This window comes from Marinomonas balearica, assembly GCF_004362145.1.
GTDB lineage: Bacteria > Pseudomonadota > Gammaproteobacteria > Pseudomonadales > Marinomonadaceae > Marinomonas > Marinomonas balearica.
Map to the genome: position 1 here is coordinate 103,739 of NZ_SNXC01000009.1, position 15,556 is coordinate 119,294.

General features: G+C 42.0%; 14 protein-coding genes and 1 tRNA gene. 12 read left to right on the top strand and 3 right to left on the bottom strand.

What is annotated here, in order from left to right; translation table 11 throughout:
* Nucleotides 1-38: 38 nt before the first annotated feature.
* The 8 genes from DFP79_RS02125 to DFP79_RS02160 all read left to right on the top strand — a co-directional run bounded on the left by DFP79_RS02125 (nt 39) and on the right by DFP79_RS02160 (nt 9,959).
* Nucleotides 39-1,922 (top strand): PhoX family protein, encoded by a 1,884-nt coding sequence (locus DFP79_RS02125; protein ID WP_133502310.1) that lies wholly within the window; start codon nt 39-41, stop codon nt 1,920-1,922.
* Between the two features lie 423 nt (nt 1,923-2,345).
* Nucleotides 2,346-4,736 carry a putative bifunctional diguanylate cyclase/phosphodiesterase gene (locus DFP79_RS02130; RefSeq protein WP_133502311.1) on the top strand — a complete coding sequence of 797 codons (2,391 nt, stop codon included), beginning with the start codon at nt 2,346-2,348 and terminating at the stop codon, nt 4,734-4,736.
* Between the two features lie 175 nt (nt 4,737-4,911).
* Nucleotides 4,912-5,856: a 2-hydroxyacid dehydrogenase gene (locus tag DFP79_RS02135; protein WP_133502312.1), complete on the top strand. Its 945-nt coding sequence runs from the start codon at nt 4,912-4,914 to the stop codon at nt 5,854-5,856.
* Nucleotides 5,857-6,015: 159 nt separating this feature from the next.
* Complete coding sequence (locus DFP79_RS02140) at nt 6,016-6,363, top strand: 5-carboxymethyl-2-hydroxymuconate Delta-isomerase (RefSeq protein ID WP_133502313.1); 348 nt, start codon at nt 6,016-6,018, stop codon at nt 6,361-6,363.
* Nucleotides 6,363-7,382, top strand: a complete 1,020-nt coding sequence (locus tag DFP79_RS02145; RefSeq protein ID WP_133502314.1) for a phospholipase A — start codon at nt 6,363-6,365, stop codon at nt 7,380-7,382. The genes DFP79_RS02140 and DFP79_RS02145 overlap by 1 nt, the downstream gene beginning before the upstream one ends.
* 116 nt (nt 7,383-7,498) lie before the next feature.
* Nucleotides 7,499-8,065, top strand: coding sequence for a hypothetical protein (locus tag DFP79_RS02150; protein ID WP_133502315.1), 567 nt, complete (start codon nt 7,499-7,501; stop codon nt 8,063-8,065).
* 293 nt (nt 8,066-8,358) lie between these two features.
* Nucleotides 8,359-8,877, top strand: a complete 519-nt coding sequence (locus tag DFP79_RS02155; RefSeq protein WP_133502316.1) for a phosphatase PAP2 family protein — start codon at nt 8,359-8,361, stop codon at nt 8,875-8,877.
* Nucleotides 8,874-9,959, top strand: coding sequence for an MJ1255/VC2487 family glycosyltransferase (locus DFP79_RS02160; protein WP_133502317.1), 1,086 nt, complete (start codon nt 8,874-8,876; stop codon nt 9,957-9,959). The genes DFP79_RS02155 and DFP79_RS02160 overlap by 4 nt, the downstream gene beginning before the upstream one ends.
* An 82-nt stretch (nt 9,960-10,041) precedes the next feature.
* Here the strand turns inward: DFP79_RS02160 and DFP79_RS02165 are convergent, their stop codons facing one another.
* On the bottom strand, nt 10,042-10,953 hold the full coding sequence (locus DFP79_RS02165; RefSeq protein ID WP_133502318.1) for a dienelactone hydrolase family protein: 912 nt from the start codon (nt 10,951-10,953) through the stop codon (nt 10,042-10,044).
* Between the two features lie 312 nt (nt 10,954-11,265).
* On the opposite strand from DFP79_RS02165, the gene folM reads away from it, so the two are divergent.
* The 4 genes from folM to DFP79_RS02185 all read left to right on the top strand — a co-directional run bounded on the left by folM (nt 11,266) and on the right by DFP79_RS02185 (nt 13,252).
* Nucleotides 11,266-11,991, top strand: a complete 726-nt coding sequence (folM, locus tag DFP79_RS02170) for a dihydromonapterin reductase (protein ID WP_133502319.1) — start codon at nt 11,266-11,268, stop codon at nt 11,989-11,991.
* A gap of 52 nt (nt 11,992-12,043) precedes the next feature.
* Nucleotides 12,044-12,730, top strand: coding sequence for a GTP cyclohydrolase I FolE (gene folE, locus DFP79_RS02175; RefSeq protein ID WP_133502320.1), 687 nt, complete (start codon nt 12,044-12,046; stop codon nt 12,728-12,730).
* Between the two features lie 46 nt (nt 12,731-12,776).
* A complete protein-coding gene (locus DFP79_RS02180) occupies nt 12,777-13,109 on the top strand; it encodes a hypothetical protein (RefSeq protein ID WP_133502321.1) in 333 nt (110 codons plus the stop codon).
* 58 nt (nt 13,110-13,167) lie between these two features.
* Nucleotides 13,168-13,252, top strand: a tRNA-Leu gene (locus tag DFP79_RS02185).
* Nucleotides 13,253-13,306: 54 nt separating this feature from the next.
* On the opposite strand, the gene DFP79_RS02190 is transcribed toward DFP79_RS02185, so the two are convergent.
* Complete coding sequence (locus tag DFP79_RS02190) at nt 13,307-14,521, bottom strand: MFS transporter (protein ID WP_133502322.1); 1,215 nt, start codon at nt 14,519-14,521, stop codon at nt 13,307-13,309.
* 77 nt (nt 14,522-14,598) lie between these two features.
* A complete protein-coding gene (locus tag DFP79_RS02195; protein ID WP_133502860.1) occupies nt 14,599-15,528 on the bottom strand; it encodes an adenosylmethionine decarboxylase in 930 nt (309 codons plus the stop codon).
* Between the last annotated feature and the right edge of the window lie 28 nt (nt 15,529-15,556).

Below are 15,556 nucleotides of genomic sequence, written 5' to 3' on the forward strand. Positions count from 1 at the left end.
CAAAGTCATTGATTGATAAAACATAACAGGGCAGAAAAATGACTATCGAGAAGCATGAAGAATTGAGCTTTGACGCGTTTGATGAAATGGTTCGTCCAGCGCCAGAAGTAGTAGAGTTTGAAGAAGTAGCAAATGCAATGGTGTCGCGCCGTGGTTTTCTGTCAGGAGGCGCAGCAGTCGGTGCGACAGCATTCGTTATGGGGTCTACTTTGGGTGCTGCGCAGGCAGTAGCTGCGAATCACAAACCTACTCGTTTAGCGTTTGATATGGTGAAAGCAACAACTGCAGACACAATTACCCTTCCTAAGGGATACAAATGGGATGTTTTGGTTTCTTGGGGTGATCCACTTTGGTCAAATGCGCCAACTCTAAATACTGCAACAGGTGGTACAGGCGCTTCTCAGGAACTTGCGTTCGGTGACAACAACGACGGTATGGCATTCTTCAACGCCAATGGTCGTTACGTTATGGCAATCAATAACGAATATGTAAATGCAAAAACGCTTCATGCTAACCGTGAAGACGGCACGCCAATGACTGCTGATGACGTACGCAAGAACAAAGCGGCTCACGGTGTTTCTATTGTCGAAGTTGCTAATCGCGGCGGTAAGTGGAGCGTTGTTCAGGACTCTATGTACAACCGTCGTATTACGGCTGATTCTGAAATGGAAATTACAGGACCTGCGCGTGGTCATGATTTAGTCAAAACTTCTGCTGATCCAGAAGGTGTATTGGCAAAAGGTACTTGGAACAACTGTGGTCAAGGTCAAACACCTTGGGGTACGTACCTAACGTGTGAAGAAAACTTTAATGGTTACTTTTCTGCAAGCGATGACAGCTATGAAGTGCCAGAAGAACTTAAACGATACGGCGTAAGTACTAAAGCTGGTCGTTATAAGTGGGAAATGGCCGACGAGCGTTTTGATCTTTCAAAAGAGCCAAACGAGCCCAACCGTTTTGGTTATGTTGTTGAAATTGATCCAATGAACCCAAATGCTCGTCCGAAAAAGCGTACTGCTCTAGGTCGTTTTAAACATGAAAATGCGGAAGTAACGATCGCTGCAAATGGTCATGTTGTTGTTTACTTGGGTGATGACGAGCGTGGTGAGTTCTTATATCGTTTCGTATCTAAAGGTAAATACCAAGTAGGTGGCGATAATTCTGAGTTGCTTTCAGAAGGTACGTTGTACGTGGCTAAGTTCCACGAAAACAACAAAGGTGAATGGCTAGCGCTTACGCCTGAAACGACAGGTATGACAGAAGCGGAAATCGCGATCCATACTCGTCAGGCTGCATCTAAAGTAGGCGCAACAACAATGGACCGTCCTGAGTGGGTAGCGGCGAACCCTAATAAAGTTGAAGCGTACTGCTGCTTAACGAACAACAAAAACCGTGGTGTTAAACCTAATGCTGGTGGTGATGCAACAGCTCCAGGTGGTCCAAACCCACGAGTTAAGAATAAATTCGGTCAGATCGTTCGTTGGGAACCAATGAATGAAGATCACACTGCTGATATGTTTGTTTGGGATCTGTTTGTAATGGCGGGTAACCCTGCAGTATTTGATGATGCTTACGCAGGTTCTGCTAACGTCAACAAAGACAACATGTTTAACTCTCCAGATGGCCTTAAGTTTGATCGCAATGGCCTTCTATGGATTCAAACAGACGGTAACTACTCGAACGAAGGTGACTTCGCTGGTCAGGGTAACAACCAAATGTTGGTAGCGGATACTGAAACTGGCGAAATCAAGCGTTTCATGGTAGGACCGACTAAGTGTGAAGTGACGGGTACTGCATGGAGTGCGGATCATACAACTATGTTTGTTAGTATCCAGCATCCAGGTGGCACTTGGCCAACAGGTTCAACGCCACTTTCTAGTGTTATTGCTATCTCCCGTGAAGATGGCGAGATGATTGTATAAGACAAAGCGTCTTTTCGAAAAAAAGCCAGCTCATTGAGCTGGCTTTTTTGTTGCGTTTGATGATAGATAAACGACCGATAATATCGCTCAGCTGTATTATCGGTATAATAATTGCTTATACAAAAACTTATTGAGCAAGATCATTTTTTTTCATTTTCCAAGGTGACAGCGGTACTTTTTTTTGTAAGTCTATAACGAAAAGTAATATTCTGATTCGAATTCAGTTAGATCTCAAAAGCGCGGTTGGCTAAGTGGAGCGTGATTTACGTTGTATTTAGTTCCCTTTAATGTGCGTGAAGCGCCCGTGCCCAAGCTAGGTAGAGCAGCTCTTACAACAATGTGAAAGTATAAGGATCGTCGAAATGATTGCTATTGAGCAAGTCAGTTCATTTCTCCTACAATTTGTTCCGAGGGTGGCTAGCCGTGAAGAATTTTGATTTTTCTCAGTCGCTCTATTTAAAGCAAGCCGTTCTAACGTTTTTGCTGGCTATCTTTTTAAGCGTTGCTTTAAGCTGTTTGCAGTTTTATCAGGTATTTGAATATCAAAAGAAGCAACGAATAGAGCAGGTAAATCAATTACTTGATGTGATTGAGGAGCCACTAGAACAGGCTTTATTTAGAATCGATAAAGTATTGGCTCAGAAGCAGATCAACAGCTTGCTCAGCCGATCAAATATTTCTCAGGTAACGATACTGGATGAAAATAATATTGAATTTGTAGCCTCGAGAAACGAGCCATCTAACCTTGGTTTAAGCAGCGGATTAGTGGATTTATTGATCGGCGAAGACAGTGAGCAGGCAAGGCCGCTTGCGATGATCTCACCTCAGCTTTTTCTTGGAACAATAAAGATTCGACTTGATCGTTCTTCGCTTGCTCAGCAAATCCTTTTGTACAGTTTCAGCGTTTTTATTCAAAACCTTTTCAAAGATCTGATATTAGCATCTCTTATTTCACTGCTTTTTTATTATGTAGTGACGCGCCCAGTTGAACAACTGACAAAAGCGTTATCCAATATACAAGGCACAGATCATTTGATGCTTCCTAAATCGTTCAATAAAGATCATGAATTCGATGAACTTGGACGACTCAAAAAAGTATTTTCAGGGCTATGGGAGCGCTTGTCTAAGGCTTTAAATGATGTAGAGCGTAGTAACTTGCATTCTAAAGCAATGATAAATCACGCAGCAGACGCGATTTTAGTACTAAATGAGAGCGGTCAAATAACACTTTCCAATGCTGCTGCAGAAAATCTCACTGGGCTGACAAGCTATGAGTTGACCCGAACAAAAATGTCCTCTTTGTACGATGATCCGTGGATTTCTATGTCGGAGATATTGGCTGATATGCACTTAAATCAGTCGATCACCATCGAAACGTTTTTTGTATCGAAAGAAAAGCGTGTTCCTGTAGAAATACGTATCGCCAAATATGAAATCCATAAAGTTATTGAAATTGTTCTGCTTGTTCGCGATATCACTGAGCGTAAGCGCGCAGAAGAGCGAATCAATCGTTTGGCATTTTATGACTCACTAACGCGTTTACCTAATCGACACTTTTTTGTAGAACGGCTAAATGAACTGCTTGACGAATTGCGTTTAAATAGACGTCACGCAGCTCTTATTATGTTCGACTTGGATCGATTCAAAAATATAAATGATTCATTAGGGCATAATGTGGGTGATGAATTGTTATGCAAAGTGGTAGGTGCCATTACGCCGTTGCTCCCTGAGCGAGCAATGTTTGCTCGCATCGGAGGAGATGAGTTTGCCATTTTATTACCCGAATTTTGTCAAGAAGGCGTTGGTGCGAATCAACCACTCATTGATATTTCAAAGGACATTCTAGCTCGCTGTAATACCGTCAAAAAAGTGGGTGAATTTGAGCTTCACGTGAGTGCCAGTATAGGGATCTGTCTTTTTGATGGTAGCATTGAAACCTCCACTTCCATCCTCAAACAAGCTGACAGTGCTTTGTATCGGGCAAAAGAGTTAGGGAGGAATACCTTTGAATTTTATGAAGATAATATGCAAGCCATCTCCGATGAGAACCTTAAAATGGAAAGGGCGCTGTTTTTGGCAATGGAGAATGAAGACTTTGAGTTGTATTATCAGCCTCAAAATGATGCTTCGGGGAGGTTGATTGGTGCCGAAGCTTTAATACGTTGGAATGAGTCTGAGCAAGGTTTTATTTCTCCAGCGAAATTCATTCCTATTGCCGAAGAGATGGGCTTGATTGTTGAGTTAGGAGAGTGGGTTCTTCATCAAGCACTAAAAGATGTCAGTCGCTGGCGCTCACTAGGGCTTTGGGACGATTCATTGCAAATGTCTGTCAATGTTAGTCCAATTCAGTTTCAACATGCGGGTTTTATGCAAATGCTTAAATCTGCTATCGATAAGTTTGATGTGCCTGCACATTGTTTGGATTTGGAAATTACCGAGAACACGTTGTTATCTGACTCTAATGCAAGTTTAGACTTAATGTATCAGGTTCGTTCCCTCGGCGTGCGCTTGTCAATTGATGATTTTGGTACCGGTTACTCTTCGTTAAAGTACTTAAAATCACTTCCAATTGGTCGGCTAAAAATTGATCAGTCGTTCGTAAGAGATTTGTTGAATGACCACAGTGACGAGGTGATTGTGTTAACAATCATTGCAATGGCAAAAGCGCTGGATATTGACGTACTGGCGGAAGGCGTTGAAACCAAAACTCATCAGATTCGGCTTGAAGAGATGGATTGTACTCTCTATCAGGGGTATTACTTCGATAGACCGTCCCCTGCGCACATTTTTTCTAAGGCATGGTTAGAATCATAAAAAGCTCATAAAGAGCTTTATTTACGCGTTTTCCTCTATTTTTGTTGATGAGCTCACGGGATTGTAACGTTCTCTAAAATAGGTTGAAATAGCGCCGTAAATGCTTTTTTGCTTAACTTTGAGTTAGCAACTGAGGTCATGTGTTTTGGTAAACGACTTTTGTTAGGGAGAAATAATGAAGTCCCCAGTTCCTTTTTGTTCGCGTTTAAGTATAGAAGAGCAGCGTTTTTGGGTTAATACGTTATCTGAAGCATTACCTGAAGAAAAAATTTTGCTGTTCTCGGAGTTGTCGGAATCAGAACGAGCTTCTGTGGAGGTTGCTATCGTGGCTAATCCCGAACCTTTAGAGCTTTTAGCGTTACCTAATCTGATTTGGGTGCAAAGTGTTTGGGCCGGTGTGGAACGCATGATTAAAGAGTTGCCTACCGCATCGTTTAACATTGCTAGAATGATCGACCCGAATCTTTCAAAAACCATGTCTGAAGCCGTGTTGGCTTGGGTTCTGTATTTACATCGAGACATGCCCGCTTATATGCGGCAGCAAAAAGAGGCCAATTGGCATCAGCATTTTGTATCACAACCAGAGCAAAGGCGCGTGGGTGTTTTGGGGCTTGGCGAGCTTGGTCAGGTTTGTGCTAAAAGGCTACTGAGTAATGACTTTGACGTGTGTGGTTGGAGCCGCTCTCAAAAAGAAATTGAAGGCGTTGAATGTTATTCAGGAGAAGAAGGATTCAAGAAAGTCATTTCACAAAGTGATATTATTGTTATTTTGTTACCCTCGACGCCTGATACGAATGGCCTCATAAATTTTGAAACCGTAAAAATAATGAAGCCAGGGGCACAGATAATTAATTTTGGTCGAGGTCCCATTATTGAAGAAGAAGCTCTATTGTATGGACTCAATACTGGCGCGTTAAAACACGCAGTGCTTGATGTATTTGATCGGGAACCATTGCCACGCTCCCATGCATTTTGGACGTATCCAAATGTTACAGTGCTTCCTCATATTTCAGCACCGACCAGCCCGGATACCGCGAGCGTGATCGTAGCAAAGAACATTCGAGCGTACCGTAATCTAAAAATGTTGCCTGAGTGCATAGATACTAAAAAAGGATACTGATTCTTTTTGGTTCATCGGCTGGTAATCGTAACAAACAGCTTGCAGTGTTGTAACGATTATCTACAGTCGCTAGTATGGCTTAAAAGGTGTTTTTTAATGAGTCGTATGCAAAGAGCATCTATTCATACAAATTATAACTGTAACTGATAGGAGCGGCATATGCCTCATTGTATTGTTGAATACAGTCAAAATTTAGCACAAGAGGTCTCTCCTGATGATTGGTTGGAGGCGGTAAAAAGAGGGTGCCTTGATTCGGGATTATTTGAAGAATCTGACATCAAGTTACGAGCTGCTGCATTTAAAAACTATATGACCGGCGGGCAAGAAGACGCATTTGTGCACGTCGTTGTAAAAATTTTGGATGGGCGTACTCAAGCTCAAAGGGCAGTGTTATCCGAGTCTGTATTACATCAGCTTACATTGTTGCAAGTTAAACAAATCAGCTTGACTGTAGAGGTCGTTGAAATGGAATCGGCTTCTTATTCTAAGCGAGTGGTGCTCGACTGATGCGCTCGTTTTCTACCTATATTCGATCGATGGGACCCCTAACCCTTGCTCTTTCTTTTGGTTGTACCGTGAATACCAGCCTTGCAGAGACAGAACACATTGTTGATGCAAGCTTTAAAGAAACAACTGAAGTGGATGTGCAAGGCAGTGAAGAGGGCGCACTGGGTATTCCGTTACCAAGGGAGCCTGAATCCCCTGAGACTATTCAGCAACGCGTTCAAAAAGATGGGTTATTAAAGCAGAGAGAAATACAAGAGCTGAACTCTATAGCAAATCCATTTGTGCTTACCCCTCATCGACCAAATTATTTTCTGCCCATCACTTATACGGATAACCCAAATGGTCGAGACTTTGTTGTTCATGATGAAAGTGACGGTGCATTAGACAACGTTGAGTTCAAATTTCAGTTAAGTGTTAAGTTCCCTGTTGCCTATGATGTGGTAGGCCGAGGCTCTAGTTTGTGGTTTGCGTATACTCAACAGGCATTTTGGCAAGCGTATAACAGTGAAATCTCGGCGCCATTTCGGGATACATCGCATGAGCCAGAGGCGTTTATTGTCGATAGGCTCCATGGCGACTTTTTGGGAATCAAGCCTACTTACATAGCATACGGTATTAACCATCAGTCTAATGGTCAAAGCGAGTTAATGTCGCGTTCTTGGAATCGCCTGTTTGTAAATGTCGTATTTGAATATGAACATCTCGCTGTGTCGATTAAGCCGTGGTATCGCATACATGAAAGCGAAGATGAAGACGATAATCCAAATATTGAGCGGTATCTTGGTTACGGAGAAGTGACCGCCGTTTTTATAGATCAAGATATTAGCTATGATCTGATGCTTAGAAACAACCTGCGTTCGGATAATAAAGGAGCAATTCAGCTAGGTGTAAATTTTCCCTTGTGGGGCAAGACTCGTGGATACGTTCAGTATTTTGATGGATATGGGCAATCTTTGTTGGATTACAACAACCATATTCGCAGTTTAGGTTTTGGTATTATGCTTACGAATTGGCTTTGATATTAATTCATTAAGGTTAAAGATGGCGGTGTTGTAAATAGATCGTCATTTTTTTGTCTTATTTCTGACACATATATCTCTTAGGGTATTACCCATATTTAACTAGGAGAAAGACCATGAACAAGAAAATTCTACCTTTCGCAAGTGGGTTATTAGTTGCAGCAATGCTAACAGCATGTGGGCAAGGTAACGTAAAGTCTTCTGATGACATGGCTGCGGCTGAAATGTCTTTGAACAACGAAGATATGTATGAAGTTCATCATGAAGGCCGTATTTACGTTTTTGATGATAAAGGAATTTACGAAAGCTTCATGGCAGTGGGTGAAACCGCATTCCGAAAAGTACGTATTGGTGAAGGTCCTCATGGTGAAACAATCGTCTTTGGGTTAACGGGTGCAGACAAAAAGAAAACATCTGGCATCGCTAGTATCGATATGTACGATGGCAACTTAGAAGGTGCTGAAGATTTTTACGGTGAAATGCGTACAGAAGGTCGTATATACGTATTCCAATCACTTGAAGAAATGAACACAGCTCGTCTTGTTGGTGAAGTACCATTGCGTTATACGCAGATTGGCGCAGGTCCAAAAGGTGAAACCGTTGTTTTTGCCCTAAACTCTAGCAATAAAAAACAGAAGCCAGAAGCTCTTATTGCTAAGTTCAAAAAAATGAACAACATGTAATAACCGCTATAGATATTTCTAGATAAGAGCACCGAATCGGAGCTCTTATGAAAAAAGCGCCCCATATGATCGGGCGCTTTTTTTGTATTTTAGAATACTTTCCTGATTATATTTCACGTCATAAAACGGTCACTGAAGTGCAACCTTGCTGACATTTGTTCTGAGTACATTGATTAGGAAACTTGCAATTAGGTCTTCAATTTTTATGAAGGGCTATCGGCACATAAAGGTCAGTCGAATTATTCAACGCTTCTCTAGCAACAAGTGAACATTCAGAGAAAGGGGTGACGTTAATGCTTTTCTTAAAAAGTATTCATGCGATAGACGTACACACATTTTATTGGTGTATGGCTCGAAAACACCGAGTATTGATTACAAATATTGGACGAGCAATTTCCAAAACTGCAGATGGTCCCTTGTATGCGGTTCTTGCGATGGTGTTTTGGTATTTAGGCGAAATGGCTTGGGTGATGATTATGGGCACAGGTTTTTTGTTTGAACGGCTGTCCTACTTTATTTTAAAGAAAGGTTTTAAGCGCAATCGCCCCGCCGATATATTGGACAATTTTAGTAGTTTTATTATTCCATCAGATAAGTTCTCGTTTCCGTCTGGTCATACTTCGGGCGCTTTTTTCATGGCGTTTCTTTTGTCTGACTGGTTTCCCGACTTTCAAATTGGTTGGTACCTTTGGGCCGCTCATGTTGGGCTTGCAAGAATTTTTCTTGGCGTTCATTTTCCGACAGATACCCTAATGGGGGCGTTGTTGGGCTCAAGTTGTGCAATGTTTGCGTTAACGATGGTTGGTGTATGAAAATATTATATGGGGTTCAAGGGACTGGGAATGGTCATATAACACGTGCTAGAGCGATGGCCGACGCGTTTAAAAAGTGTGATGTTGAAGTTGACTATGTCTTTTCAGGGAGGCCAGAGAAAGAATATTTTGATATGGAAGTATTTGGCAACTATCGAACGTTTAGAGGTTTGTCGTTTGTAGCCAGAGATGGAAAGTTGGATCTGCTCGCGACGTGTAAAAATGCGTCTCTAAGAACTCTTTTTAAAGATATAAAGAGCTTAGAACTCGATAGTTATGATCTCATTGTTACGGATTTTGAGCCAATTGTTGCATGGGCCGCGAAAATGAAAGGCGTTCGATGTATTGGGTTTGGTCATCAATACGCATTTAACTATTCTGTTCCTAAGCATAAAGGAGATCGTTTAGGAGCGTGGATCATGTCAAAGTTTGCACCCGTTGATCTTTCATTAGGAGCGCATTGGCACCACTTTGGTAACCCCATTTTACCTCCTTTGATGCAAAGAGAGCATCAAAGTTACGTCGTAAATGAGAAAGACGTATTGGTTTACCTGCCTTTTGAAAACAGTGAAGAGGTAATGGATTGGCTTGAAAATATTCCGGGGTATCGGTTCAGGTTTCATTGTAAAGACATTGAACCGGGCGTTTATGACAACATCACCGTTTACCCATTCTCAAGAGATGGATTTCAACGGAATTTAGGTGAATGTCGGTCCGTGCTTTGTAATGCTGGATTTGAATTGAATTCTGAATCACTAATGTTAGGGCGCAGAATTTTAGCAAAACCACTTAAAGGGCAAATTGAGCAGCATTCAAATGCGTTGGCACTTGATATGCTTGGTATCGCAAGTACCACATCGTATTTATCCAACAAGGTGATTCGACAGTGGTTGGATGAAGGGCAGGTGGTTAAAATTGATTACCCAGATGTGGCAAGTGAAGTTGCGAAGTGGCTATGCAATAGAGCAGATGATTCAATTTACGAGCTCTGCCGCAATTTGTGGAGCCAAGTTACTCCGACACAAGGTTTGGACTTTGTGTTAGAAGAAGAGGCCGAGCCAAAGTTTGTAAAAGTGGGCTAATCCACGTTTTAAAGTCAGTACCTGTGAAAAGGCACTGACTTTAAACATCATTGGCTTGTACTTCTGCTTATTTGCAGTAACGCTACACTATACCGAGTTTTTGGTTGAAAAAAGCAACGGTTCGACCCCATGCTAAATCTGCCGCTTTTTGGTCGTATCTCGCTGTCGAATCATTGTGAAACCCGTGGTTTACATTCTCGTACGTATACGCAGAGTAATCAATCGCTGCATGTTTTAACGCTTTCTCATACTCGCTCCAAGTGTTGTTTACTCGCTTGTCCAATTGTGCAAAGTGAAGAGAAAGTGGTGCAGTAATCCTATCTACTGGCGATTTGGGAGGCGTTCCATAGAACGGAGCGCCTGCATCTAATGTGGAACCCAAAACGGCAGCCAGTTGATTCGTAAGATACCCACCAAAGCAAAAGCCAACCATGCCTAATTTACCTGTAGTAAGGTCATGTCCTTTAAGTAATTTTGCAGCAGCAATAAAGTCAGCTTCAATTTTATTTCTATCGAGGGTCTTTTGCATAGCGCGGCCCTCATCGTCGTTACCAGGGTACCCGCCTAGTGGGAATAGGGCGTCAGGAGCAAATGCGACAAACCCTTGTTTTGCTAAGCGTCTAGCAACATCTTTAATATAAGGGTTTAAACCGCGATTTTCATGTGCGACCAAAACTGCGGGTGCTTTGTTGGTCTTCGAAACATGGTTTGGCTGAACGAAGTATCCCTGACCTTTGATGTGTCCATCTGGAGAATCAAACTCTAAGTAGGAGGCTTTGATATCAGGGTCGTTAAAAGATACCTGTTCAGCCAGCGCGTAATTTGGAATTAGTGCGCCTGTAATTGATGAGATCGACAGCCCCGCGAGGCCAAGAGTCCCCAGTCTCTCTAAAAAGGTTCTACGATTAATGTCGCCATGAGCATATTCATCATACCAATCGAATGCTTCTTGGGGGATTTTACTACTGTCTACGGGTTGTTGAAATTCAGCCACTTTTGTCACCTTTCCTTTTCAGATGTATGAATACAGCAATGGAGTTGTCAAATGTTCTCTGTTACCTAGTGGTCAGAAAAAAGTCACAGGCATTTTGTGCTGATGTCTACTAGGGTGTTAGGGAAAGAACGACTAAAAAAGTATTGCTCAGTCAGAGAAGGCGAATCGCTATCGTCGCATACGCTTATCTGCATCAAATATTTTAATAGCATGATCTAACCTCAATAATAAATCGTAGAAGACATATGGTCTGTTGTATTATTGAATATAGCTATCGGGCAGATATGTCCAAAATACTAGAAAGGATATTGTATGCAGGAAAAATTACCTATCCTGATAACGGGGGGAACCCAAAGACTGGGTTTGGCTATTACCCTCTCGTTGGTGAAGGCAGGGTACGAACTCATTGTAACGTATCGAACGCCCAAGGAGTCGATTGATGTATTGCAAAAAATGGGGGTGAAGTGCATTCGTACTGATTTTGAAAAGAGCAGCAGTGTCGCGGAGTTAGTGGACATTGTGGCTCAGGAATACGGGATGTTGAGGGCGGTGATTCACAATGCGTCTGATTGGTTAGCAGAAGATGATGTGCCGTGCTCCGAGTTAATGGACAGGATGTTTAAAGTTCATGTAAATGCCCCATACCAGATCAATATCGGCCTGTCTGATTTATTAATGAAGGGCTCATCGAATGATGAAAACCAAGGGGCGGATATCATTCATTTTACTGATTATGTTGTAGAGAAGGGGAGCGATAAACACATTGCTTACTCAGCGAGTAAAGCCGCTTTGGCAAATTTAACCTTGTCGTTTGCAAAAAAGTTGTCTCCGCAGGTAAAAGTGAATAGCATTGCGCCTTCTCTTCTAAAGTTTAATGATGAAGATGACGAAGAGTATCGTGCAAAAGCGCTAGCGAAGTCGCTTTTGCAAATAGAACCTGGCGAACAAGAAGCGGTAGCGGCAGTAGAATACATTTTAAGTAGCCGATATATGACTGGACGAACGATTGCTCTTGATGGTGGGCGGCACTTGGCCTGATGTTAAATTGTTGAGTGTATGGCTAGTTGAATTAGGAATTTAGGAATTTATTATGACCACTGCAATTGCAGAAAATACGTCTTCTCTAGGGTTGACTGAATTGTCCGAAGAAGCGGTAAAAGTGCGCGATGCGCTTGTTAAGCATGGCTTAGAAACTCCAATGATTGACAACGGATTATCATCAGAAGAGAAATATCAAAGAATTAAGTCTGCGTTTGAGGATGTTGTATACACACTCGGGCTGGATATGAGTGATGACAGTTTGGCGGAAACACCACATCGCATCGCTAAAATGTATGTTCGTGAAATCTTCTCTGGGCTAGATTACGCTAAGTTCCCGAAAATCACGGTCATTGACAACAAAATGAGTGTTGATGAGATGGTTAAGGTAAACAATATTAGTTTTACTAGTACGTGCGAACATCACTTCGTTACGATTGATGGGTTTGCCAAAGTTGCCTATTTACCTAAGAACAAAATCATTGGTCTATCGAAAATCAATCGTATTGTTCGGTTTTTTGGTCAGCGTCCACAAGTACAAGAACGACTTACCCAGCAAATACTGGTTACATTACAGACTTTGCTAGAGACCGATAATGTCGCAGTGAGTATTGAGGCGACGCATTATTGCGTTAAAGCGCGAGGCGTTATGGATGCGAGTTCTTCTACACAAACTACTGCGCTGGGTGGGTTGTTTAAAAGAAGTGATAAGACTCGCAGTGAGTTTTTATCCAATTAATCTAATGGTTAATAAAGGATGAATTCCTGATTAACAAGTGGAATATATGAAAGAATCAAAAGTTTGGTTTCCAGCGAAAAAAAATGGGTGGGGTTGGCAAGCCCCTACTTGTTGGCAGGGTAGAGCTGTATTAGTTGTGTATTTTGTATTTTTTATACTTCTTACGAGCCTAATACATCCGAAAGAAAATTTAGAAGCTTGGGTGATCTGTACTGTCGTATTAACCAGTATTGTTTTGGGTGTAATACGGCTTAAAGGGGATGCACCTAATTGGAAATGGAAAAAAATCGAAAAGGAAAAACGCTCGTTATTTCGATTTGAAAAATCCATTGACCTTGGTGACAGTGTTGAAAGCAAGCCGACTGAAAAAAAAGATTAATTTTTTATAAAAAGGTTGACTCAATTTCTCAATTCCCTATAATGCTCGCCATTCCAAAGCGGGAGTGGTGGAATTGGTAGACACGCTGGATTTAGGTTCCAGTGCTTCACGGCGTGAGAGTTCGAGTCTCTCCTTCCGCACCATATTCGAAAAGCCAGTAGTTACTATGTAACTACTGGCTTTTTTCGTTTTTTCTCCTAAGGTTTGTCTTCTAGTGTTTGTCTGGATACGATTTGAGGAAACAAATAGATCCAAATTCCGACAATGGCAAGCGTGCCAACTCCGCCAATAAGTATCGCTGGTATGACGCCAAACCAAGCCGCTGTTACGCCAGATTCAAATTCCCCTAATTGATTCGAACTGCCTATAAAGATTGAGTTTGCAGCTGCAACTCGTCCTCTCATTTCATCCGGTGTTTCTAACTGAACAAGAGTAGAGCGGATTACGACGCTGACCATATCGGCAGCGCCCAGTGTTGCTAAGACAACCATCGATAAGATTAAGTTTTGAGACAAACCGAATAAGATGGTCGCAAATCCGAAAATAGCGACCGAAGCAAACATTATTTTTCCTACGTTGTGCTTCAGAGGGAAGCGCACTAGGTATATAGACATGAGTAAAGCACCTACCGCTGGTGCACTTCTTAGTAACCCTAACCCCCATGAACCTGTGTGTAGAATATCTTTTGCAACAATGGGCAATAGAGCTGTCGCACCGCCGAGTAGAACTGCAAACATATCCAGTGATATGCATCCGAGAATGATTTTATTGTTTTTTATGAATTTGAACCCGCCAAGTAAATGGTTCAGATCGACCGGGGCTTTTGAGGCCGAGTTATAATTGTATTGAAGAAAAAATATCAATATGCAGGAAAGCAGAAAGCAGCTCATACTTGTAAAATACAGGATAGGTGCGCCGAGAAGGTAGATCAATCCGCCTAAGGCTGGTCCCGCTATGACGGATATTTCACGCGCTGAGGCGATGGCACTCACTGCTCGGGAGAGTATGTTGTTAGGTACTAAATTTGGGACAATTGATTGGTTTGCCGGCAGCTCAAAGGATCTCGCCATACCTAAAAGAACGGCGCAGAGGTATATGACATTTGGGCTGAGTTCATCGATTAAGTTCGTATATGCGAGCAGTAGCGCCGTAGCGCCCATGATGAGGCGAGTGGAAAAACAGATTAAGCGTCGGTTGTAGCGATCGACCACATGTCCAGTGATGAGAGTCAGTACAAGTTGCGGAAGAAATTGATACAGCCCCACTAGACCTAAGGCAAGGGCGCTGCCTGTTAAATCGTATATTTGCCAAGAGATACCAACAGCGAGCATTTGGAAAGCGAAGGATGAGCCTATCTGAGCGAACCAGAATTGAACAAAACGTGATTGTTTGAAAATAGACTCTGATGGCATGCTTGTTCCCTATAAAAATTAAAGCGCCGATTTCGGCGCTTTAATTGAGTATTGTTTATCCAATCATACGGCGTGTGTTACAAAATAGAAACGCCTCTCCCCATCTTGGGCTCTCCGCGCATGTATTCATAAAAGCGCATCATGTAGCCACAAGACAGTGGTTCGCTAACATGGTTCATGAGTGTATGCGAAGGAGGGTTTATATTAGGTATACCATTAAAGCTAATGATATCGAAACTGTTAGGCTGCAAAATGGTTGTCAGCCTTTCTAAAATATTCGAGTTGACCGCACTTAGATCCATGTTTGTTTCAAAGCTAACGTAAGAACTTTCTTCCTGAGGCGTTATATGAATGGTTGCATAAAGTTGATCTTTTATTGCATTCATAGAATAGCCAAATGGTTCAAATACAAAATCGTTGATCTCGAACCCAGGCAGTAGCTGGTCCAGTTCTAGCAATTCTCGGATTTTATCAGCGGATTGATGCTCGCTTCTTAGATACTGAGCCGCATTTCCATGAATGTGATACATCAATAATTCGTAGGTGTAGTCGTCAGGCGTTGCGGTATAGGGCTTATCTAAATGATAAACATAGTTGTGGTGAGTATCGAGATTACCTAATTGATAAGCTTTTCCTGTTAACTCTTTTTCTAGCTTATTAATATCTTCATTAAAAGACGATTTTTGAAGATGAGACAGGTATTCATTTTTCCGTTGGAAAATCAGCGAAAGGACTTGCTCTTTTTCAAAGCTCTCTAAAAAGTGCAGAACCGCGTTAACGAGGGTTGTTGTCCCACAAGTTAACATCACAAAGTGATGATCCCAGACAAACAAACTTGATTCAGAAAGCAAATACGCATCACACTTGTCGTTTGAGACAGTTGAGAGTATTTCTGCATTCGCATGAGCAACAAGGTTGCTCCAGTAATCTTGTCCAAGAGATCGCAGTGATGGAGTTGACTCGCATACGACCACCTCAACCTTTTTTTCGGAGCCTTCAAAAAACATCAATTATGGTTTCCCCCAGTCGTAAAAA

What these genes read in the sequence shown, in the direction of transcription:
- DFP79_RS02140 (WP_133502313.1), top strand. Translation starts at nt 6,016, where the DNA reads ATGCCTCATTGTATTGTTGAATACAGTCAAAATTTAGCACAAGAGGTC.
- DFP79_RS02195 (WP_133502860.1), bottom strand. Translation starts at nt 15,528, where the DNA reads ATGTTTTTTGAAGGCTCCGAAAAAAAGGTTGAGGTGGTCGTATGCGAG.
- DFP79_RS02155 (WP_133502316.1), top strand. Translation starts at nt 8,359, where the DNA reads ATGCTTTTCTTAAAAAGTATTCATGCGATAGACGTACACACATTTTAT.
- DFP79_RS02150 (WP_133502315.1), top strand. Translation starts at nt 7,499, where the DNA reads ATGAACAAGAAAATTCTACCTTTCGCAAGTGGGTTATTAGTTGCAGCA.
- DFP79_RS02160 (WP_133502317.1), top strand. Translation starts at nt 8,874, where the DNA reads ATGAAAATATTATATGGGGTTCAAGGGACTGGGAATGGTCATATAACA.
- folE (WP_133502320.1), top strand. Translation starts at nt 12,044, where the DNA reads ATGACCACTGCAATTGCAGAAAATACGTCTTCTCTAGGGTTGACTGAA.
- DFP79_RS02145 (WP_133502314.1), top strand. Translation starts at nt 6,363, where the DNA reads ATGCGCTCGTTTTCTACCTATATTCGATCGATGGGACCCCTAACCCTT.
- DFP79_RS02135 (WP_133502312.1), top strand. Translation starts at nt 4,912, where the DNA reads ATGAAGTCCCCAGTTCCTTTTTGTTCGCGTTTAAGTATAGAAGAGCAG.
- DFP79_RS02125 (WP_133502310.1), top strand. Translation starts at nt 39, where the DNA reads ATGACTATCGAGAAGCATGAAGAATTGAGCTTTGACGCGTTTGATGAA.
- DFP79_RS02180 (WP_133502321.1), top strand. Translation starts at nt 12,777, where the DNA reads ATGAAAGAATCAAAAGTTTGGTTTCCAGCGAAAAAAAATGGGTGGGGT.
- DFP79_RS02190 (WP_133502322.1), bottom strand. Translation starts at nt 14,521, where the DNA reads ATGCCATCAGAGTCTATTTTCAAACAATCACGTTTTGTTCAATTCTGG.
- folM (WP_133502319.1), top strand. Translation starts at nt 11,266, where the DNA reads ATGCAGGAAAAATTACCTATCCTGATAACGGGGGGAACCCAAAGACTG.